Genomic DNA, 20,072 nt, shown 5'->3' with positions numbered 1-20,072 from the left:
CGAACGCAAAATACACGGCAGCTTTTGACTTTATCAACCCGCTGAAATCTGTGGTTTAGCTGTTTTTTGTTGGAATTTCCCGGAGAAAAGGAAGCGCAGGAGCGGTATCCGCAGATGGATTTCATACAGAATCAGCGCAATCCCAACAACAAAGACCAGCCCGGTAATAAACCCTAAGGTATTCGATTTAATCACCGGGGTTATCCATGCGCCATAGAGTAAGGTCAGCGGATGGTGAACCAAATAGATAAAGAGTGACGCGTTGACGAAATAGGTGACTCGCGCGGACTGGAAGTTCAGCAACCGGTGGCCAAGGGAAAAGACGACGTTGACCATCCACAGGCCAAGGACCATGGTGATGACGTATTCTGTTTCATACATCCAGCCATCGCCAGACCCATACTGCTGATTCAGGCGGTAGGCGATAAAGCCCAGCAGCGCCCCAACAAAGCACCAGGGTGATGAGGTGGTGAACATCGCTTTCAGGCGTGAGTTAATAAACGTCTGGGCGCCAAGAATAAAGAAAGGCAGATAGAAAAGCGTCTGCATGACAATAAAGTTGAACAGGCCATTACTGAGAACAGGCGGGTAAACCATAAACAGGGTGCGACGAATCACCGCATACAGTACGCCGAGCGCCAGAAAAATCATCGATAGCTGGCCCATTGTGACGGTGTCACTGAAGGTGGGGGCGGTGTCAGAACGTCGACTGGTCAGCCATTTAAACAGCACAATGCCTAGCGTCGTCAGCACAACCAGCACCAGTAAAAACCACAGATGTGAAATTAATTCCCAGGCCAGGGTGTTAAACTTGTCATATCCTGAGAGGGTATGCCAGTTTCCAGCCTTGCCGTTGACGTACTGCAGCATAATAAACTGCGGCAAGGTCAGTAGCGGAATGGCGGTTAGCATGGGAATGCCTACGCGCTCAACGCGCACTTTCCACCATTTCTTAAGCGGATAGCGCAGAAAAAGCATGTAGGAAAAATAACCGGAAATCACAAAGAAGACCTGCATCCGAAAGGCATGGATGAAGTCGTTGAACAACGTCAACCACCATGAAGGTTCTACGCTATTAACATGCCAGCTGTGGCTGGAGTAGATGAGCGAGATGTGAAAAGGAATTCCCAGCAGCATCAGCCAGGCGCGGATGCTATCGAAAAAATATTCACGCTGTACTGGAGTATTATTCATACAATTTCGCTACATTCTCAGACAATTCGTCTTATCACTCAACGTGATAACCTTTAAATTCTTTGCAACCCTACATGAACTCTGGGTATCTGTCTCCAGGATAAGCACGCAAAGTGCAAGTGGGACAGTGAACTGTTTATTCCCTGTGCCGCCAGGCTGAACAATGCAGGGATTATGTTGTCGGATTGCCCGAGTTTCCATTAAAATAGATCGGATCGATTTAAGCACACAAAGGGGGAAGTGCTTACTTATATGAAACATAAACCACAGATGATGAAAATGCGTTGGTTAAGCGCAGCCGTAATGTTGTCCCTGTGTACTTCATCTGCATGGGCATTCAGCATTGATGACGTCGCAAAAGAGGCTCAAACGTTAGCTGGCAAAGGCTATGAAGCGCCGAAAAGTAACCTGCCCTCTGCTTTCCGCGATATGAAGTATGCGGATTATCAGCAAATTCAGTTTAATCACGATAAAGCCTATTGGAATAATCTTAAAAGCCCGTTCAAGCTTGAGTTTTACCACCAGGGGATGTATTTCGACACGCCGGTCACCATTAATGAAGTGACTGCGACCAGCGTGCGTAAAATTAAATATAACCCGGATTATTTCAATTTTGGTAATGTTCAGCACGACAAAGACACGGTTAAAGACCTGGGCTTTGCTGGCTTTAAAGTCCTGTATCCGATCAATAGCAAAGATAAGAACGACGAAATTGTCAGCATGCTCGGAGCAAGCTACTTCCGCGTACTGGGACAGGGCCAGGTTTATGGGCTTTCTGCCCGTGGACTTGCTATCGATACTGCACTGCCTTCTGGCGAAGAATTCCCGCGTTTTCGTGAGTTCTGGATTGAACGTCCGAAAGCCACGGATAAACGCCTGACGATTTATGCACTGCTGGATTCCCCGCGCGCAACCGGAGCCTATCGCTTTGTAGTGATGCCGGGCCGCGACACCGTTGTTGATGTGCAATCGAAGGTCTACCTGCGCGACAAAGTGGGCAAGCTGGGCGTTGCTCCGCTGACAAGCATGTTCCTGTTTGGGCCGCACCAACCGTCTCCGACGACCAACTATCGCCCGGCGCTGCATGATTCCAACGGTCTCTCTATCCTCGCCGGAAATGGTGAATGGATCTGGCGTCCGCTGAATAATCCAAAACATTTGGCCGTCAGCAGCTATGCGATGGAAAACCCGCAAGGCTTTGGCCTGCTGCAGCGTGGCCGCCAGTTCTCTCGTTTCGAGGATCTTGACGATCGCTACGACCTGCGTCCAAGCGCGTGGATCACGCCAAAAGGCGAATGGGGTAAAGGTAAAATCGAACTGGTTGAAATTCCGACCAATGACGAGACCAACGATAATATCGTCACCTACTGGACGCCGGACCAATTGCCGGAGCCAGGCAAAGAGATGAACTTCAAATACACCATCACCTTCAGTCGCGATGAAGACAAACTGCATGCGCCAGATAACGCGTATGTGATGCAGACTCGTCGTTCCACTGGTGACGTGAAGCAATCGAATCTGATTCGCCAGCCGGATGGTACCATCGCCTTTATCGTCGATTTTACCGGCACTGAGATGAAAAAACTGCCAGCCGACACCGCGGTAACCGCCCAGGCAAGCATCGGCGATAACGCCGAAATCGTTGAAAATACGGTGCGCTATAACCCGGTAACTAAAGGCTGGCGTATGATCCTGCGCGTGAAAGTAAAAGATCCGAAGAAAACGACGGAAATGCGCGCTGCGCTGGTCAATGCCGATCAGACGCTGAGTGAAACCTGGAGCTATCAGCTGCCTGCTAATGAATAAGATAACGAAGTACATCGACGCATTGCCGCTGTCGGACGCAGAAAAAGCCGCGTTGCCTGACGCCAGCCTGCAGGCCGTACATGAAGCACTGGACGCTGAACATCATGTCTATAAGCGTGAAGATGACTCGCCGCTGGGGTCAGTAAAATCACGACTGGAACACAGCTGGCCGGATTCACTGGCCGGTGACCAGTTGATGAAGGATGACGAAGGGCGTACACAGTTGAACGCGATGCCGAAGGCAAAACGTTCCTCTATGTTCCCGGACCCATGGCGTACTAACCCGGTCGGGCGCTTTTGGGACCGACTGCGTGGACGCGATGTCACCCCGCGCTATCTTTCTCGTCTGACGAAAGAAGAGCAGGAGAGTGAGCAGAAATGGCGTACCGTCGGTTCGATTCGTCGCTACATCCTGCTGCTGTTGACGCTGGCGCAGACCGTCGTGGCAACCTGGTACATGAAAACTATTCTGCCTTATCAGGGCTGGGCGCTGATCAACCCGGCAGATATGGTAGGGCAGAACCTGTGGATTTCCTTTATGCAACTGCTGCCGTATGTGCTGCAGTCGGGGATTCTGATTCTGTTTGCCGTGCTTTTCTGCTGGGTTTCCGCTGGGTTCTGGACGGCGCTGATGGGCTTCCTGCAACTGCTAATTGGGCGTGATAAATACAGTATCTCTGCTTCGACGGTGGGGGATGAGGCGCTGAATCCGGAGCATCGCACGGCGCTCATTATGCCTATCTGCAACGAAGACGTTGATCGTGTTTTCGCTGGTCTGCGTGCAACCTGGGAATCGGTAAAAGCTTCCGGGAATGCTGAGCACTTTGACGTCTATATCCTCAGCGATAGCTACAACCCGGATATTTGCGTGGCTGAGCAAAAGGCGTGGATGGAGCTGATCGCTGAAGTGCAGGGTGGAGGGCAAATATTCTATCGCCGCCGCCGCCGCCGCGTGAAACGTAAAAGCGGCAACATTGATGACTTCTGCCGCCGCTGGGGTAGCCAGTATAGCTATATGGTCGTACTGGATGCCGACTCAGTGATGAGCGGTGAATGCTTGAGCGGTCTGGTGCGCTTGATGGAAGCGAACCCGAATGCCGGTATTATTCAGTCATCGCCGCGCGCATCCGGTATGGATACGCTCTACGCTCGCTGCCAGCAGTTTGCCACCCGCGTTTACGGCCCGTTGTTCACTGCAGGCCTGCACTTCTGGCAGTTAGGTGAGTCGCACTACTGGGGCCATAACGCTATCATTCGCGTAAAACCGTTTATCGAGCACTGTGCCCTGGCACCGTTGCCTGGTGAGGGTAACTTCGCAGGTTCGATTCTGTCGCACGACTTCGTTGAAGCTGCATTGATGCGTCGTGCCGGGTGGGGGGTATGGATTGCCTACGACCTCCCTGGCTCTTATGAAGAGCTGCCGCCAAACCTGCTGGACGAACTGAAGCGCGATCGTCGCTGGTGTCAGGGAAACCTGATGAACTTCCGCCTGTTCCTGGTTAAGGGGATGCACCCGGTTCACCGCGCGGTATTCCTGACTGGCGTCATGTCCTATCTGTCGGCACCGTTGTGGTTTATGTTCCTTGCGCTCTCAACCGCTTTGCAGGTGGTGCATGCATTGACCGAACCGCAATACTTCCTGCAGCCGCGACAGCTGTTCCCGGTCTGGCCACAGTGGCGTCCGGAGCTGGCTATCGCGCTTTTTGCGTCAACGATGGTGCTGTTGTTCCTGCCGAAGCTGCTGAGTATCATTCTGGTATGGTGCAAAGGTTCGAAAGAGTACGGTGGATTCCTCCGAGTCACTCTTTCGCTGCTGCTGGAAGTGCTCTTCTCAGTACTGCTGGCGCCGGTGCGTATGCTGTTCCACACCGTGTTTGTGGTCAGTGCGTTTCTCGGTTGGGAAGTAGTCTGGAACTCACCGCAGCGCGATGATGACTCGACTCCGTGGGGCGAGGCGTTTATGCGCCATGGTTCACAGATGCTGCTGGGCCTGGTCTGGGCGGTCGGTATGGCGTGGTTGGATCTGCGTTTCCTGTTCTGGCTGGCGCCGATTGTGGTTTCGCTGATTCTGTCGCCGTTCGTGTCGGCCCTCTCCAGCCGTGCCACGCTAGGTCTGCGCAGTAAGCGCTGTAAGCTATTCCTGATCCCGGAAGAGTATTCGCCACCGCAGGTGCTGAAAGATACCGATACGTACCTGACGCTGAATCGTCAGCGTTCTCTGGACGATGGTTTTATGCATGCCGTGTTTAATCCATCATTCAACGCATTGGCAACGGCAATGGCAACTGCGCGTCACCGCCATGGACATATTCTGGATATCGCCCGTGAACGTCATGTTGAGCAGGCATTGAACGAGACGCCGGATAAACTCAACCGCGATCGTCGTCTGGTTTTGCTGAGCGACCCGGTTACAATGTCGCGTTTGCACTATCGCGTGTGGGCCGCGCCGGAGAAATACTCTTCGTGGGTGGATACCTACCAGCAATTGACGTTGAATCCGTTGGCGTTGAAAGTGAAGTAAGCCGTACGTAAAGGAAAATACCGGCAAAAATGCCGGTATTTTTTTACCTGAAAATAGAGGTTATAGATGAGAGTTTTACTGGTTATCGCCATGACGCTGGTTCTCAGCGGCTGCGGTAGCATTATCAGTCGTACGGTGCCGGGGCAGGGACATGGAAACCAGTATTATCCCGGCGTACAGTGGGATGTGCGTGATTCCTCATGGCGCTATATCACGATTCTCGATCTGCCCTTTTCGCTGGTGTTTGATACGCTATTGCTGCCGCTGGACGCCAGCCATGGCCCCTACAATTAATTAGCGTTCATCCCATTCATCGGCAGCGGCCTGGCCCTCTTCGGTGTCAAGAGAGGGTTCGAGCTGAAATTCACCTTCGTCCCACTCATGCAGCGTATTTTCTTCCAGCCACTCCTGACGAAGCTCAATCTCATCATAGTCACCGTCAAAAACGCTTTGTGCTGCCTGGCCGCTAAGTATTGGCAGACATTCGCCTTGCTCATCTTCATCGGCAAAAAATTCTGCTTGCCAGGCGATATCCCCATCCTGCAGCACGTATTTTTGAATATTTAATTGCTCGACGTTGGCGCTCTCTTCGTCGCTATCCGGATTATTAACAAGAAACTCTTCGCGGGCCGCATCGATAGCTTCTTCGAGCGTGGCATAGAACATCGAATCCTTTGGCATGGCTAACCCCCTAAGAAGAATAGAAATGAACACGATTCAATCTATAGAAGGCAGTTGGCAAAGCGTCAAGGGAGGTAACCCCCCTCGCGTTATTAATTTACTGAATGATTGCCGGAACTCGCGTCGTCCGTGGGTGGAACGCGACGCGGACGACGCAGAGTGAGGGTAGAGTAAACCGCGTTGAACAGAACCACGCAGGCGGTGACTAAAAAGACCGCGCGAAAACCGTAATTGGCGGAAACCGATGCGCCAATCAATGGACCCGTCACGTTGCCAATATCGCGGAACGATTGGTTATAGCTGAAGATTCGTCCGGCAATTTGGCTGGTAGAGTTATATACCAGCAGCGTTTGTACGGCGGGCAGTAGCGCACCGTCGGCGGCACCCAACAGGAAACGCAGAATCCCAAGCTGCAATGGCGTCTGGACGAACGACATCGGTATCAACAGTAGAACCGAAATCACCAGGGCGACAATCAGGATTTTTTCCGGACCAATTCGGTCGCCCAGCTTTCCTAGTCTGGGGGCGCTGAGCAGTGCGGCAATACCGGGTACCGAGGCAATCATGCCGCTGATGAACGCAATATTGCTGACGTTACCGGCCAGATCGCGCACATATAGCGTCAGAATTGGCGCAATTGAGCCAGTGGCAACCTGGATAATTAATGAGGTCACAAACAGGCTTAGGACCAGTTTGGGATTTTTCAGCGAAGAGAAAACATCTTTCGCACTGAGCATCTCTTTTTTGCTGACCGCGACGAAATTCTCGCGAATGAGGGATAGGGTAAACAAGAAGCAGATAAACAGAACAGCCGCAGTCATAAAAAAAACGGTACGCAATCCCCAGTGATCGGCCAGGAAACCGCCAGCCAGAGGCCCAAGCAGCGCGCCGCTAACTGCGCCCGTCGACAGCGTACCCAGCGCCCAACCGCTTTTATGCCGGGGGATTTGGGTCGCTATCAGAGCATTGGCATTGGGAATGAACCCACCCAACAGGCCCAACAGCGCGCGCAAGATCAGAAATTGCCAGATATTCTGCGCCAGCCCCATCAGCAACATGACAATAGCCATACCGAGCGCAGAACGCAGAAGCATAATTTTGCGCCCTTTACGATCAGCAAGGCCGCCCCAGAACGGTGAGGCAATTGCAGAGAATAAAAAGGTGATACTGAAGACTATCCCCGACCACATGTTGAGGGCGCTATGACCGGTTACGCCGAGCTGTTCAACGTAGAGAGGAAGAAAAGGCATCACCAGGCTAAACGCGGCGCCGGTTAAAAAGCAGCCGAGCCAGGTCACGGTGAGATTGCGTTTCCAGTTAATCGGGGTATCAGCAGAGGGCATAGGATTCCACTGACCTGCGAAGCAGGTCAAATAATTGAAAATATGAGCTTGCTAATTATGCGCCTGAGAAATGATCGTCGCAATGGACGACAGCTTTTAAAGCTAAAACAGGTCAAGAGTGTGCTCGCCAATCCCTACATCTGCGCTCAGATGTGGGATCGGGGCATTTGCCGGATCAATAACGAGAAGGGACGCCAGGTGGACGAGTCTTGAAGCGACGGTGCATCCACATGTATTGCTCTGGGGCCATCAGAATGCATTTCTCGACGATTTTATTCATCCAGATAGCCGTTGTCTCGGCATCGTCCAGGGGCGGATCGCATTCCGGCGGCAGCATAATCAGCTCATAACCTTTACCGTCAGGTTTGCGACGAGGTACGAACGGGACAATGCAGGCTTTCGACATTTTTGCCAGCATCCAGGTTCCTGAGGTTGTGGCAGCCTGATCGACCGCGAAAAAGGGAACAAACACGCTGGCTGCCGGGCCGTAATCGTGATCCGGTGCGTACCAGATCACATCACCTCTCTTCAGCGCGCGGATCATGCCTTTTAGATCCTTGCGGTCAATCATATCTTTGTTGGAACGTAATCGCCCCCACGTCTGCAGCCAGTCGATAAGCGGATTGTCGTTTGGGCGGTAGACGCCGATACCAGGCTCATTCATACCGAACATGCGCGCACCCATCTCCAGCGTCAGGAAGTGGATGCCAATAAGCAGAATACCGCGATTCTGTGCCTGTACGGCCCGAATATGTTCAACGCCAATGGAATCGGTCCAGCGCGCGATACGCCTGGCTGGCCAGAACCAGGCCATGCCGGTCTCCATTAAACCCATACCGACAGATTCAAAGTTGGCAACTACCATCCGGCGGCGTTCTTGCTCGCTCATTTCGGGAAAACAGAGTTCCAGATTGCGAGAGGCTATTTTAGCCCGGCGACGCATCAGGCGTCTGGCCAGGTGGCCCAGCCCGGTACCAAGGCGGTAAATCACTGGATAAGGAAGTTGTACGACCAACCAAAGCAGGCCAACGCCAAACCAAAGTAACCAATAACGTGGATGCAGCAACGCTGCAGAAAATTTAGGTAAATGGGTCATCTCATACCTGTTTTATTAAGCAACGCGTTCTATTATCGCATTTTTTTATACATCAGCCAAAATGACAGTCTCTGAAGGCATTTATTGTTAATAGTCATCAATGGGGATGAGGGAAATGTAGCTCAAAATGTAGGGATGTAAATTGTTGGTGTTTGCTATATGATGCCCGCCGTTTATTGACCCATTGATTATGCCGAGCAGGTACACCATGCCAGTGTTACATAACCGCATTTCAAATGAGACGTTAAAAGCGCAAATGTTGGCTGAAACCGAGCCGCGCACGACGATCTCATTTTATAAGTATTTCACCATTATCGATCCGAAAGCGACCCGTGATGCGCTGTGGCTAGCGCTGACCAAATTGAACGTTTTTGGACGCATTTACCTGGCCCATGAGGGTATTAACGCACAGATCAGCGTTCCGCAGAGCCGAGTCGATGCGTTACGTGAATTTTTGTATGGCTTTGACCCGGCACTGAAAGGCCTGCGCCTCAATATTGCCCTGGACGACGATGGTAAATCCTTCTGGGTTCTGCGCCTCAAAGTTCGCGACCGTATTGTCGCTGACGGTATTGATGATCCAACGTTTGATGCTTCGGACGTGGGAGATTATCTGAAGGCCGCGGAAGTGAATGCGATGCTTGATGATCCAGACGCGGTCTTTATCGATATGCGTAACCATTACGAATTCGAAGTTGGTCATTTTGATAATGCGCTGGAAATTCCAGCGGATACTTTCCGCGATCAGTTGCCGAAAGCCGTCGAAATGATGCAGGAACATAAAGATAAAAAGATCGTTATGTACTGTACCGGCGGGATTCGCTGTGAAAAAGCCAGCGCCTGGATGAAGCATAACGGCTTCAGTAAAGTCTGGCATATCGAAGGCGGTATTATCGAGTACGCCCGCCGCGCCCGCGAGCAGGGGCTGCCGGTACGCTTTGTCGGTAAGAATTTTGTTTTTGATGAGCGTATGGGCGAGCGGATCTCAGACGATGTGATCGCTCATTGTCATCAGTGCGGTACATCCTGCGATAGCCATACCAACTGTCTGAACGATGGCTGTCACCTGCTGTTTATTCAGTGCCCGGACTGCGCGGAAAAATTTGCCGGGTGCTGTAGCGAAGCCTGTATGGAAGAGCATAAGCTGCCGGAAGAGGAGCAGCGGAAACTGCGCGCCGGGCGCGAAAATGGCAATAAAATCTTCAATAAATCTCGCGGTCGTCTGAACACCAGGTTAGGGATCCCGGATCCTGAGTCTTCAGAAAAACCATAACCAGATGAGATCGATAATCGCCAGTAGAAGCCACAGCGCCAGATAAATCATAAAATGCTCGCGGACGTTGTTGATCAGTAATTCAAACAGGCGACGCATAAAATCTCTCAGTGATTAACGGCCTCAATCGAGGCCGTTGTTTTTTGCACGGTTGCAGAACCGCAGAGTTGGCTATTATTGCTGAAAGCGAGCCAGCGAAAAGGGTGTCAGATCAAACTCAGAAGATTCACCAAGTGCGAACTGTACGGCAAGCTCTCCCAGTACCGGAGCGAATTTAAAGCCGTGTCCGCTTAACCCGGTAATCAAGAGCGTATTGGGCTGTTCGGGAAGAATATCAATAATGAAGTCTTCATCAGCCGTATTATCGTAGGTACAGGATGCGCCATGGAGACAGCCGCCGATACCGGGCAATACGTTGCGCAGGAAGTTGAAAGATTCGGAGCCATCAGTAGCAACTGCGCCGAATGGTGCGCGCTCTTCGGGGGCTGAAATGAGCTGCCCCCCGTTATGTTTGCCTATTTTCAACTCATTGTCTTCGGCCGGGAAACCGTAATATTGATCGCCATTGGGTAATTCGCCCGTAAACGCCGGGAAGTTATTCTTGGTACTGTAGCGGCCATCGGCCTGAAACCAGGCAAAAATCTTACGGACCGGTTGAACAGGCAGATTTGGCAGCAGGCGAGTGGCCCAGGTTCCGGCACTGACTAGCAGTTTTTTACCGCTGTATTCACCATCTACTGTTTCTACGGTTATACCGTTAGGCTGATGATGAATGGCGGAGACCGGGCAATTGAATAGCTGGGCCGCGCCTGCTTCGCGGGCGAGGCGGATCCAGGTCTCAATAGCCAGCTCGCTGCGCAATATACCGGATGCCGGTTCAAATATCGCCTGATAATCATGTGGTACACGGATTTCCGGCCAGCGAGCCATCACGGCCTGGCCATCCATTTCTTCAATATTGAGCTGGAATTGGCGCGCGCTGTTGGCAACGTTGCGCAGAAATTCGGAGTTTGCGGGCCCAAGATTAATGACCCCCGTGCGTTCAAAAACGGCTTCACCGCTGGCGGCGGCAAATTCATCCCACATTTTTTGTGCTCGTAGCACCAGAGGGACATACCTTTCACCTTCGCCATAGGCGTGTCGAATGAGGCGCGTGTTACCGTGATGGCTGCCTTCCTGATGTGGAGGCTGATGTGAATCGATCATCAGAACGTTAAGCCCTGCCTGTCGCGCATAATAGCCTGCGGCGGAGCCAACGGAGCCGCTACCGATAATGATGAGGTCATATTGCATGGTGAGTTCCGGGTTATTGCTTTATTAGCAGGGTAATTAACAACCCGCTGTTATACAAGTCCGAAAATAGTTCAGGCACCCATAGGTGCCTGTTCAGTGAATATTTAGACATTAGTGCGTTATTGCTAATGTCTGCGATACTCATTTTCCTGGTATTCGCCGGATTCAATCTTCGCAATACCTGCTTCCAGAATAGAAATAAACTGACGTGCGACGTCCGTTGTTAGCCATAGCGTCTGGCCAATTTCTGCGTCTCTACTGCTTTCTTGAGCGGGGTTTTGGTAGTGCAGGCGCAACATCAGCGCATCGTAGCTATCCACGGTGCTGATGTCCCATCCAACGAGGGGATGGGTCTGGATGACTTCATTATTCTTTTCCATCATAACCCCTTCTTCATATGTTAAAAGACAACAGTTCTCGAGGTTTAATGCATATTTTCTGAAGCAAATTAATTATATCAGTAGTCAAGAATAAACTCGAGAAATTAAACGAAATAGAGATACATACACCACTGATTGCTGATTTTTTGTGCGCGCAAGGCTTCATTCTTCGTTATTTTATAAGGGTGTAAGCGGGGGCAATAGGGAATGTCTGAGTATGAAAAGAATAAAAAAGCCGGGGCGACCCGGCAAAAAGTTGCACAATGAGGGAGCAAATTTAATTGACTAGTCGCGGACAAACCAATCGTCAGCGCTTTCCCAGGTTTCTTGCAGGATTTCGCTAATCCGGTCTTTATCTTCTTTCAAACCGCCGATGACCGACAAATTGTTATTGGCCGCATATCGGACCGTCACCTGACTTGACATCGAAGGGAACTGTTGATCGATACGCCGCGAGAGTTCATTGTTCAGCGCTTCTAAGGCGCCGCTGGGTAAGGCTGTAGATTTGGCGATAGACACTTCAATGCGCATAATTGCCCCCTGTGTAATATACTGTTTATTTATACAGTATCATTTGCACGTTTACAACAGGGAGCGCGGGATTTATTTTTTCATCGTCCAGCGCACGGTTTCTCCGGCGAGGAACGGCACCAGTGAATCGCCTGGCAGCGAGATACTCTCTACCACTGTGCTTTCCTCACGCACCAGTTCAACATAGGTTTCATTGACCGGCAGACCATAGAAACGTGGGCCATTAAGTGAACAAAAAGCTTCAAAGTGCTGTAGAGCGTTCATCTCTTCAAACACCGTCGCGTAACTTCCCAACGCGGTTGGCGCGTTGAAACAACCTGCGCAGCCGCAACTGGCCTCCTTGCGGTGACGGGCATGCGGGGCGGAGTCAGTGCCAAGGAAGGCTCGCTCGAAACCGCTGGCGACCAGTTCACGCAGTGCCTGCTGATGGATATTACGTTTCAAAATCGGTAGACAGTAAAGGTGAGGGCGCACGCCGCCAACCAGCATATGGTTGCGGTTAAACATCAGATGCTGAGGGGTAATGGTGGCCGCCAGCAGGTCGTTACCATCGCGTACATACTCAGCGGCGTCTTTCGTGGTGATGTGTTCGAAGACAACCTTCAGGCCGGGCAGACGCTGGCGCAAAGGCTCCATGACCGTGTCAATAAAGCGTGCTTCTCTGTCGAAAATATCGATATCAGAGTGGGTGACTTCACCGTGAACCAGCAGCGGCATGCCCAGTTTTTCCATACGCTCAAGCACTGGCATGATGGCATCGGTGCTGGTAACGCCATGGCTGGAGTTGGTCGTGGCATTGGCCGGATAGAGTTTGGCGGCAGTAAACACGCCCTCGTTAAATCCGCGTTCCAGTTCTGCCGGGTCGAGTGTATCGGTCAGATAGCAGGTCATTAGCGGTGTAAAATCATGATCCGCAGGGACGGCATCAAGAATACGCTGGCGGTAGGCGATGGCGGCTTCTACTGTGGTGACAGGAGGGACCAGATTCGGCATCACGATCGCCCGGCTATAAAATTCACTGGTATAAGGCACGACGGTTTTTAACATATCGTCATCGCGCAGATGAATATGCCAGTCGTCAGGGCGGCGGATTTTCAATACCTGGGATTGTGCTGTCATGGAAGGCTCCGGCTAATAAGTTCAGTCATCAGGGCTGTTTTTGCCGGGCACCAAGGATAAGCGTAAACGTTTTCCTTTGCATCAATTTCCGTAAAAAAACGGGCGCTGAAGCGCCCGAAGAATTAATTGGTGAAGGGGATGATGATCTCCCCTGGTTTCACCTCGATACCTTTAGCATACTTTTTCGCCAATGCTTCACCAGTGCTGGCATCTTCGCGCAGCACGTAAGCGGGCTGTTGATTGAAGTAGCTACGTAGTGATTGATTGAGATAGGGGATTAGCGTTTGGACGACAGACTGCAGCTTCTCAGGGTGGACTTTCGCATCAACAACTTCCATCTCCTGCAAGAAAATGGCCCCCTTTTCTTTATTAAAGACCGGAAGCGCTTTGAGCTTCAGATCAATGGTTGCTTTCTGGTTACCGAATAATGAATTCAGATCTAAATTCGCCACTCCGCTTAACGTCACTTTGTTCGGTTCTTCACGACCAATGGCGCTGGTAAGGTTTTTCAGCTCAATGTGGGCATCCGCTACGCCAGGCAGGCCAATATCCTTGGCGAAGTGATTACGTTTCTGCAGCGCCTGGTTGATTTCCTGCTCGCTAACTGAATATTGCGTAAGCTGGTTACAGCCGCTCAGAAGGCCGCTAACAATAAGCGCGGCCGCGATAAACATCTTTTTCATTGGGTTCCTTAATGTCATGCCATAGGTTCATCCTGACACAAAGCAGCATGGCCTACCAGCACGGGAGGTGCTAGCGGAAAAGACTGAAAAAGAAGCGAGGTGGCAGCGAACGACCCAACCTTTCGCTGCCTTAGGTCTAAATGGCCATAGATGACAGTAAATTAATCTGCGTCTGTTTGGCCATATTATCGCGGTAGGCAGCGACGCGGCTTGGCCAGCTCACACCTGCGACCAGCGTCAGGCTGCGCAGTAGCGGAAAGAGATGAATATCATCTTCAGACAGTTCCCCATTAACGGCGTTAGGCTGAACTATCAGTTTATCCAGCGCCCGCAGATCGTCGCTGATGTTCTTAACCAGCCCGGGGGAATGTGCGAGATGATCGGCAAAACTGCCAATTGACGCTTCTTTCTTATTCACAAAATAAGCGCGCGCTTCAGGCGTAGAGAATTCATCAAAGGCAGACTTTGCGAAACGCGGCATCAGCAGGCGGTTGGCATAGGAGTTGACTTTACGCAACCAGGTTTCAATCGCCGGATTACGCGGGCCGGTGAGCAGCGGTTGGCGATCCAGTTTATCGACGTAATGCACGATATCCATGCTTTCCGGCATGTAGCGACTGTCGTCTTTTTGCAGAATAGGCACCATCTTCTGACCGATCATTCGGGTTGGGGTTGATTCATCATCCTCCAGAATCGTGATCAGTTCGACGGGGATATTCTTCAGGCCGAAAATCATGCGGGCTTTAAGGCAGAATGGGCAGTGATCGTAGATATATAACTTCACGTTTCTCCTCCATAGTGACTGAGTGTCCTGAATTCATTATGGAAGAGAAACGAGGGTCCGGCAACTCAGGTGCGCGGTTCCAGCATTCCTGAGGTCGAACGTTTCGGGCTGAACTGCCACCACAGCGCGATAAACGTTGCAAAGCCGATGATGCCTAACATCAACCACGGTAGCTCAGGTTGCCCGGCGGCTTTACCGGCGTCAAAAAGCCAGCCTCCGCCGGCATAACCGAAGGCACCGCCAAAGGCTAATCCTAAGCGGCTAAAGCCCATGTAGCTACCTCTGGCTCTGGCATCCGCCAGCGAAGCCCCCAGCGTTTCACGTGCAGGTTCAGCAATAATAGAACCTATATAAAAGATGCAAATCAGCGTAAACAGTTGCTGTAGATTGCTGCTTAAGCCAATCGGCATCATGGCCAGCGTCATGACCAACAGGCCGGCCATCAAACGATGTTCAAGGCGAAAGCGTTTTTCACTCCAGCGGGCAATCGGATAGAGCAGGGTTAGTGAAATAGCCGCTTCAATGGCATACATCCATTTTACCGCTGATGGAGAACCGGCAATGTCGTTGACCATGATTGGCAGCATTAACATGACCTGAACCGCCAGCATATAGTAGCCCGTCAGCGTCAGAACATAGGTGACAAAGCGTTTGTCACGGAGTACCCGACCCAGCCCTTCACGCACGGGTGTTTTCACCGTAGAGAGTTTCCAGGCGGGAAGGTACCAGGCGTTAAATGCCGCACAGATGATGAACAACGCAGCCCCGGCGCTACAAACCAGACGAAAATCATATTGCAACAGCCAACTGCCTAACAGCGCGCCGATTACCGCTCCTGCGCTGTCCTGCATCATCAGAATAGAGAAAAAGCGGCCACGCTGATGCGGGCGCACAAGTTTGACCACCAGGGCTGCTCGCGGCGGGTCGAATAGGGTGCCGCCAAGACCGGAGAGAATGCAGGACAGCCATAATACCCACGGTTCATGGGCGACGGCCATGGCAGCAAAACCGCCGGCTCGCATCAGCATGCCGGTGACAATCATGGGTTTGGCGCCGAAACGGTCGGCAACCGCGCCGCCAAAGATACCTAATCCTTGCTGCACCAGCTGGCGCAGGCCGAGCGCGATCCCGACCATGAGTGCTGCCCAGCCCATTTGATCGACAAAGCGAATAGAGATCAGCGGAAATACGACAAAAAAGCCGAGCACCACCAGCATGTTATCGACTAACAGGAAATATTTACCCAGGCTCCGTGCCTGCGATACGCGGGACATTTCCCCTCCAGGGAAAAATAAGGATAAGCTCTGACATTCTGCGGGGTAGAAGGTTATTTTCCCAGCTAACTTGCGACAATATTTTTTTATCAAAATGCAAGAACGATAGAGGCTATTCATCGAAAAGCGGAGATGGTGCAGAAAATGGTATGTTGCTGTTTTCACACTGCCGCGCAGGACAGGTATAGTAAAGTGAGCAAGTATTGCGTCAGGGGAACAGGAGAGGGGAATGTTTGGCTATCGCAGTAACGTACCGAAGGTGCGTTTGACGACGGACCGGCTGGTGGTACGCCTGGTTCACGATCGTGACGCCTGGCGTCTGGCCGATTATTACGCGGAGAATAAAGGGTTCTTAAAACCCTGGGAGCCAGTGCGCGATGACAGCCACTGTTACCCTTCCGGTTGGCAGGCGCGTTTGTCGATGATCTCGGAGTTTCATAAGCAAGGTTCGGCATTTTATTTTGCTCTGCTTGATGCGGAAGAAAAAGAAATTGTCGGCGTGGCGAATTTTTCCAATGTCGTGCGCGGGTCGTTTCACGCCTGTTATCTCGGTTATTCCATCGCTGAGAAATGGCAGGGACAGGGACTGATGTTCGAAGCATTAACTTCGGCCATTCGCTATATGCAACGCACGCAACACATCCACCGCATAATGGCAAACTATATGCCGCATAATCAGCGCAGCGGCGATTTACTGGCGCGTTTGGGCTTTGAAAAAGAGGGTTACGCCAAAGATTATCTGCTGATCGATGGGCAGTGGCGCGATCATGTATTGACGGCGTTGACGACACCGGACTGGATCCCGGGTCGCTAAGGAGACACCATGAAATATCAGTTAACCGCGCATGAAGCGCGCGTCATTGGCTGCCTGTTGGAAAAGCAGGTCACCACGCCGGAGCAATATCCTCTATCGGTTAATGCGGTCGTGACCGCGTGTAATCAGAAAACGAACCGTGAGCCGGTGATGTCATTAAGTGAGAGCGATGTTCAGGACCTCCTTGATACGCTAGTGAAACGGCACTACTTGCGCACGGTGAGTGGGTTCGGTAACCGGGTGACCAAATATGAACAACGTTTCTGCAACTCTGAGTTTGGCGATCTGAAATTAACCTCTGCCGAGGTGGCTATCGTCACCACACTACTTTTGCGCGGCGCGCAGACGCCTGGTGAACTCCGGGGACGAGCACAACGGATGCATGAGTTCAGCGATATGGCGGAAGTTGAAAGCGTTCTCGAAAATCTGGCTAAACGCGAAGACGGTCCGTATGTCGCGCGCTTGCCGCGTGAGCCGGGAAAACGTGAAAGTCGCTATATGCATCTCTTCTGCGATGATATGGATTCACTTATCACCGCAGTGGAAGCCGTTTCACCGCCGGGTGATGATCTTCAGGCCCGTGTTGAGGTTCTGGAAGAGGAAGTGGCAGAGCTAAAAGCGCGGCTGGATTCACTGCTGGCTCATCTGGGAGATTAAGCATGTCGGCAAAACTACGCGTAGGTGTTGTTGGTTTAGGGGGGATAGCACAAAAGGCCTGGCTGCCGGTGCTGGGGGCCGCGGACGGCTGGACGCTACAGGCGGCGTGGTCCCGTGGAAAAGAGAAAGCGTTGCCTGTCTGCGAAACCTGGCGTATTCCCTATGCCGATTCACTAGAGCAACTGGCAGCACAGTGTGACGCTGTATTCGTGCACACTTCAACGGCTTCACATTATGAAATTGTGAGCCAACTGCTCAATGCTGGAGTTCATGTCTGCGTTGATAAACCGCTGGCGGATAAGCTCAGCGATGCGGAGTCGCTGGTAGAACTGGCAGCCCGGCGTAACCTAACGCTGATGGTGGGTTTTAACCGTCGTTTTGCGCCGCTGTATCGTGAACTAAAAGCGCAATTGAGCAATGCGGCCTCGCTGCGAATGGATAAGCACCGCAGCGACAGCGTGGGCCACGATCTGCGCTTTACTCTGTTGGATGACTATTTACATGTTGTCGATACAGCATTGTGGCTGGCAGGTGATAAGGTGCGTTTGAGCAGCGGAACGCTGCAAACGACGGCGCAAGGTGAAATGCTTTACGCGGAACATCATTTCAGCTCCGCACAAATTCAGGTCACAACCAGCATGCACCGTCGCGGCGGTAGCCAGCGGGAGTGGGTGCAGGCGGTGACCGACGGTGGACTCTATGAAGTGCAGGATATGCGAGAGTGGCAAGAAGAGCGTGGGCTCGGCGTAATACAACGTCCGGTTCCCGGTTGGCAAACGACTCTGGAACAACGTGGATTTGCCGGCTGTGCGCGCCATTTTATTGAATGTGTGCAAAATCAGACGGTTCCCGAAACTGCAGGCGAGCAGGCGCTGTTGGCCCAGCGCATTGTGGAAAAACTCTGGCGCGAGGCGATGAGTGAATAACCCGTTGTAACATCTGGCAGTAGTATTTCATCATGAACTCGGTAGACTATCGCCACTTTCCAGCGCCCGCATTTGCGGGCGTTTTACTCCAGGGTTGTGGAATTACACGTTAATGAATCTTTTAAAATCACTGGCGGCAGTCAGTTCGATGACCATGTTTTCGCGCGTGTTGGGTTTTGCGCGTGATGCGATTGTCGCTCGTATTTTTGGTGCAGGAATGGCAACCGACGCCTTCTTCGTCGCGTTCAAGTTACCAAACCTTTTACGGCGTATTTTCGCTGAGGGCGCGTTCTCTCAGGCTTTTGTGCCAATTCTTGCCGAATATAAAAGCAAGCAGGGCGAAGACGCGACTCGCGTTTTTGTATCCTATGTCTCTGGGTTATTGACGCTGATACTGGCTTTGGTGACCGTTGCCGGTATGCTTGCGGCACCGTGGGTGATTACCGTGACGGCGCCAGGGTTTGCTGATTCGCCTGATAAATTCTTGCTGACGACTCAGCTGCTGCGCATCACTTTCCCCTATATTCTGTTGATTTCGCTGGCTTCTTTGGTTGGGGCGATTCTCAACACCTGGAACCGTTTTTCGGTACCTGCTTTTGCGCCAACTTTCCTCAACGTGAGCATGATTGGTTTTGCGTTGTTTGCTGCGCCGTACTTTAATCCGCCGATGCTGGCCATGGCGTGGGCGGTGACGGTTGGCGGTGTTTTGCAGCTCGCCTATCAGCTGCCGCACTTGAAAAAAATCGGCATGCTGGTGCTACCGCGAATTAATCTCAAAGATGCGGGAGCCGTACGGGTAGTTAAGCAGATGGGTCCGGCAATTCTTGGCGTATCCGTCAGCCAGATATCTCTGATCATTAACACTATTTTTGCCTCGTTTTTGGTCTCCGGGTCCGTTTCGTGGATGTATTATGCCGATCGCCTGATGGAGTTCCCATCCGGCGTGCTGGGTGTGGCGCTAGGGACCATCCTCCTACCTTCGCTGTCCAAGAGTTTTGCCAGCGGCAACCATGATGAGTACTGCAGGTTGATGGATTGGGGATTGCGCCTGTGCTTCCTGCTTGCGCTGCCCAGCGCCGTAGCGCTAGGGATACTCGCCAAGCCGCTAACCGTTGCGTTGTTCCAGTATGGCAAATTTACTGCCTTTGATGCGGCGATGACACAACGTGCGTTGGTGGCATATTCCGTTGGCCTGATGGGACTGATTGTTGTGAAAGTACTGGCTCCCGGCTTTTATTCGCGTCAGGACATCAAAACGCCGGTAAAAATAGCGATAGTCACGCTTATTATGACGCAGGTAATGAACCTGGCATTTATTGGCCCGCTGAAGCACGCGGGTTTGTCATTATCGATTGGCCTGGCTGCCTGCCTTAACGCCGCATTGTTGTACTGGCAATTGCGCAAGCAGAAAATTTTCACTCCTCAGCCGGGCTGGTTCCTGTTCCTGTTGCGCTTGGTGGTTGCGGTAGTGGTGATGGCTGCGGCGCTGCTCGGCATGATGTACGTGATGCCTGAGTGGTCGCTGGGGACGATGCCATTGCGTCTGCTGCGTTTGATGGCGGTTGTTGCGGTTGGCGTCATTGCCTACTTCGCGACGCTATTGCTGCTGGGCTTTCGCGTGAAAGAGTTCGCTCGGCGCACGGTCTGAGCCGGTTGACCAGAATAAAAAGCCGCTCTGCAATCTATGCAGAGCGGCT

20 protein-coding genes are annotated in these 20,072 nt (G+C 51.9%); 8 read left to right on the top strand and 12 right to left on the bottom strand.

Features of this window, described 5'->3' with window-relative positions:
- Nucleotides 1-33: 33 nt before the first annotated feature.
- Nucleotides 34-1,194, bottom strand: coding sequence for a glucans biosynthesis protein MdoC (gene mdoC / locus ACMYSL_RS17820; protein WP_182237832.1), 1,161 nt, complete (start codon nt 1,192-1,194; stop codon nt 34-36).
- A 252-nt stretch (nt 1,195-1,446) separates the two neighbouring features.
- Between mdoC and mdoG the strand changes: the two genes are divergently transcribed.
- The 3 genes from mdoG (at nt 1,447) to ACMYSL_RS17805 (ending at nt 5,815) form a co-directional block, all read left to right on the top strand.
- On the top strand, nt 1,447-3,000 hold the full coding sequence (gene mdoG / locus ACMYSL_RS17815) for a glucans biosynthesis protein MdoG (protein ID WP_434659238.1): 1,554 nt from the start codon (nt 1,447-1,449) through the stop codon (nt 2,998-3,000).
- Entirely contained in the window at nt 2,993-5,521 is a 2,529-nt protein-coding gene (mdoH, locus tag ACMYSL_RS17810) for a glucans biosynthesis glucosyltransferase MdoH (protein WP_434659237.1), read from the top strand. Before mdoG ends, mdoH begins: the two co-directional genes overlap by 8 nt.
- 66 nt (nt 5,522-5,587) lie before the next feature.
- Entirely contained in the window at nt 5,588-5,815 is a 228-nt protein-coding gene (locus ACMYSL_RS17805; protein WP_110277090.1) for a YceK/YidQ family lipoprotein, read from the top strand.
- On the opposite strand, the gene ACMYSL_RS17800 is transcribed toward ACMYSL_RS17805, so the two are convergent.
- From ACMYSL_RS17800 to ACMYSL_RS17790, 3 genes are all read right to left on the bottom strand, one after another.
- Nucleotides 5,816-6,202, bottom strand: coding sequence for a MysB family protein (locus ACMYSL_RS17800; RefSeq protein ID WP_110277091.1), 387 nt, complete (start codon nt 6,200-6,202; stop codon nt 5,816-5,818). It abuts the gene before it with no gap.
- Nucleotides 6,203-6,294: 92 nt separating this feature from the next.
- Nucleotides 6,295-7,545 (bottom strand): multidrug efflux MFS transporter MdtG, encoded by a 1,251-nt coding sequence (mdtG, locus tag ACMYSL_RS17795; protein ID WP_110277092.1) that lies wholly within the window; start codon nt 7,543-7,545, stop codon nt 6,295-6,297.
- 175 nt (nt 7,546-7,720) lie between these two features.
- The gene (locus ACMYSL_RS17790; protein ID WP_434659236.1) at nt 7,721-8,641 is read right to left on the bottom strand and encodes a Kdo(2)-lipid IV(A) acyltransferase; all 921 of its coding nucleotides are present in this window, start codon (nt 8,639-8,641) and stop codon (nt 7,721-7,723) included.
- Between the two features lie 208 nt (nt 8,642-8,849).
- Between ACMYSL_RS17790 and ACMYSL_RS17785 the strand changes: the two genes are divergently transcribed.
- Nucleotides 8,850-9,914: a rhodanese-related sulfurtransferase gene (locus ACMYSL_RS17785; protein WP_181482709.1), complete on the top strand. Its 1,065-nt coding sequence runs from the start codon at nt 8,850-8,852 to the stop codon at nt 9,912-9,914.
- Here ACMYSL_RS17785 and ACMYSL_RS17780 read toward each other — a convergent pair.
- The 8 genes from ACMYSL_RS17780 to mdtH form a co-directional block, all read right to left on the bottom strand.
- Complete coding sequence (locus tag ACMYSL_RS17780) at nt 9,900-10,013, bottom strand: DUF2770 family protein (RefSeq protein ID WP_434659235.1); 114 nt, start codon at nt 10,011-10,013, stop codon at nt 9,900-9,902. The two genes, ACMYSL_RS17785 and ACMYSL_RS17780, sit on opposite strands and share 15 nt — an antisense overlap.
- 75 nt (nt 10,014-10,088) lie before the next feature.
- Nucleotides 10,089-11,207, bottom strand: a complete 1,119-nt coding sequence (gene solA, locus ACMYSL_RS17775) for an N-methyl-L-tryptophan oxidase (RefSeq protein ID WP_434659234.1) — start codon at nt 11,205-11,207, stop codon at nt 10,089-10,091.
- Nucleotides 11,208-11,332: 125 nt separating this feature from the next.
- Entirely contained in the window at nt 11,333-11,587 is a 255-nt protein-coding gene (bssS, locus tag ACMYSL_RS17770) for a biofilm formation regulator BssS (protein WP_004101039.1), read from the bottom strand.
- A gap of 285 nt (nt 11,588-11,872) precedes the next feature.
- On the bottom strand, nt 11,873-12,118 hold the full coding sequence (gene dinI, locus ACMYSL_RS17765; RefSeq protein WP_110277098.1) for a DNA damage-inducible protein I: 246 nt from the start codon (nt 12,116-12,118) through the stop codon (nt 11,873-11,875).
- 72 nt (nt 12,119-12,190) lie between these two features.
- On the bottom strand, nt 12,191-13,237 hold the full coding sequence (gene pyrC / locus ACMYSL_RS17760; protein WP_434659233.1) for a dihydroorotase: 1,047 nt from the start codon (nt 13,235-13,237) through the stop codon (nt 12,191-12,193).
- Nucleotides 13,238-13,359: 122 nt separating this feature from the next.
- Nucleotides 13,360-13,920 carry a lipoprotein gene (locus tag ACMYSL_RS17755; RefSeq protein ID WP_112217206.1) on the bottom strand — a complete coding sequence of 187 codons (561 nt, stop codon included), beginning with the start codon at nt 13,918-13,920 and terminating at the stop codon, nt 13,360-13,362.
- Between the two features lie 136 nt (nt 13,921-14,056).
- On the bottom strand, nt 14,057-14,704 hold the full coding sequence (gene grxB, locus ACMYSL_RS17750; protein WP_112217207.1) for a glutaredoxin 2: 648 nt from the start codon (nt 14,702-14,704) through the stop codon (nt 14,057-14,059).
- A gap of 65 nt (nt 14,705-14,769) precedes the next feature.
- Nucleotides 14,770-15,978: a multidrug efflux MFS transporter MdtH gene (gene mdtH, locus ACMYSL_RS17745; RefSeq protein WP_434659232.1), complete on the bottom strand. Its 1,209-nt coding sequence runs from the start codon at nt 15,976-15,978 to the stop codon at nt 14,770-14,772.
- Between the two features lie 229 nt (nt 15,979-16,207).
- On the opposite strand from mdtH, the gene rimJ reads away from it, so the two are divergent.
- The 4 genes from rimJ (at nt 16,208) to murJ (ending at nt 20,023) form a co-directional block, all read left to right on the top strand.
- Nucleotides 16,208-16,792, top strand: coding sequence for a ribosomal protein S5-alanine N-acetyltransferase (gene rimJ, locus ACMYSL_RS17740; protein WP_434659231.1), 585 nt, complete (start codon nt 16,208-16,210; stop codon nt 16,790-16,792).
- Nucleotides 16,793-16,801: 9 nt separating this feature from the next.
- Nucleotides 16,802-17,449, top strand: coding sequence for a YceH family protein (locus tag ACMYSL_RS17735; RefSeq protein WP_181482701.1), 648 nt, complete (start codon nt 16,802-16,804; stop codon nt 17,447-17,449).
- 2 nt (nt 17,450-17,451) lie between these two features.
- The gene (locus ACMYSL_RS17730; protein ID WP_304258092.1) at nt 17,452-18,375 is read left to right on the top strand and encodes a Gfo/Idh/MocA family protein; all 924 of its coding nucleotides are present in this window, start codon (nt 17,452-17,454) and stop codon (nt 18,373-18,375) included.
- A gap of 112 nt (nt 18,376-18,487) precedes the next feature.
- On the top strand, nt 18,488-20,023 hold the full coding sequence (gene murJ, locus ACMYSL_RS17725) for a murein biosynthesis integral membrane protein MurJ (protein ID WP_112217210.1): 1,536 nt from the start codon (nt 18,488-18,490) through the stop codon (nt 20,021-20,023).
- Nucleotides 20,024-20,072 lie beyond the last annotated feature (49 nt).

This window comes from Klebsiella sp. MISC125 (assembly GCF_051131775.1).
Taxonomy (GTDB): Bacteria; Pseudomonadota; Gammaproteobacteria; order Enterobacterales; family Enterobacteriaceae; genus Klebsiella.
This window is presented reverse-complemented; position numbering and strand designations above follow the sequence as displayed.

What these genes read in the sequence shown, in the direction of transcription:
- mdoC (WP_182237832.1), bottom strand. Translation starts at nt 1,194, where the DNA reads ATGAATAATACTCCAGTACAGCGTGAATATTTTTTCGATAGCATCCGC.
- mdoG (WP_434659238.1), top strand. Translation starts at nt 1,447, where the DNA reads ATGAAACATAAACCACAGATGATGAAAATGCGTTGGTTAAGCGCAGCC.
- mdoH (WP_434659237.1), top strand. Translation starts at nt 2,993, where the DNA reads ATGAATAAGATAACGAAGTACATCGACGCATTGCCGCTGTCGGACGCA.
- ACMYSL_RS17805 (WP_110277090.1), top strand. Translation starts at nt 5,588, where the DNA reads ATGAGAGTTTTACTGGTTATCGCCATGACGCTGGTTCTCAGCGGCTGC.
- ACMYSL_RS17800 (WP_110277091.1), bottom strand. Translation starts at nt 6,202, where the DNA reads ATGCCAAAGGATTCGATGTTCTATGCCACGCTCGAAGAAGCTATCGAT.
- mdtG (WP_110277092.1), bottom strand. Translation starts at nt 7,545, where the DNA reads ATGCCCTCTGCTGATACCCCGATTAACTGGAAACGCAATCTCACCGTG.
- ACMYSL_RS17790 (WP_434659236.1), bottom strand. Translation starts at nt 8,641, where the DNA reads ATGACCCATTTACCTAAATTTTCTGCAGCGTTGCTGCATCCACGTTAT.
- ACMYSL_RS17785 (WP_181482709.1), top strand. Translation starts at nt 8,850, where the DNA reads ATGCCAGTGTTACATAACCGCATTTCAAATGAGACGTTAAAAGCGCAA.
- ACMYSL_RS17780 (WP_434659235.1), bottom strand. Translation starts at nt 10,013, where the DNA reads ATGCGTCGCCTGTTTGAATTACTGATCAACAACGTCCGCGAGCATTTT.
- solA (WP_434659234.1), bottom strand. Translation starts at nt 11,207, where the DNA reads ATGCAATATGACCTCATCATTATCGGTAGCGGCTCCGTTGGCTCCGCC.
- bssS (WP_004101039.1), bottom strand. Translation starts at nt 11,587, where the DNA reads ATGGAAAAGAATAATGAAGTCATCCAGACCCATCCCCTCGTTGGATGG.
- dinI (WP_110277098.1), bottom strand. Translation starts at nt 12,118, where the DNA reads ATGCGCATTGAAGTGTCTATCGCCAAATCTACAGCCTTACCCAGCGGC.
- pyrC (WP_434659233.1), bottom strand. Translation starts at nt 13,237, where the DNA reads ATGACAGCACAATCCCAGGTATTGAAAATCCGCCGCCCTGACGACTGG.
- ACMYSL_RS17755 (WP_112217206.1), bottom strand. Translation starts at nt 13,920, where the DNA reads ATGAAAAAGATGTTTATCGCGGCCGCGCTTATTGTTAGCGGCCTTCTG.
- mdtH (WP_434659232.1), bottom strand. Translation starts at nt 15,978, where the DNA reads ATGTCCCGCGTATCGCAGGCACGGAGCCTGGGTAAATATTTCCTGTTA.
- rimJ (WP_434659231.1), top strand. Translation starts at nt 16,208, where the DNA reads ATGTTTGGCTATCGCAGTAACGTACCGAAGGTGCGTTTGACGACGGAC.
- ACMYSL_RS17735 (WP_181482701.1), top strand. Translation starts at nt 16,802, where the DNA reads ATGAAATATCAGTTAACCGCGCATGAAGCGCGCGTCATTGGCTGCCTG.
- ACMYSL_RS17730 (WP_304258092.1), top strand. Translation starts at nt 17,452, where the DNA reads ATGTCGGCAAAACTACGCGTAGGTGTTGTTGGTTTAGGGGGGATAGCA.
- murJ (WP_112217210.1), top strand. Translation starts at nt 18,488, where the DNA reads ATGAATCTTTTAAAATCACTGGCGGCAGTCAGTTCGATGACCATGTTT.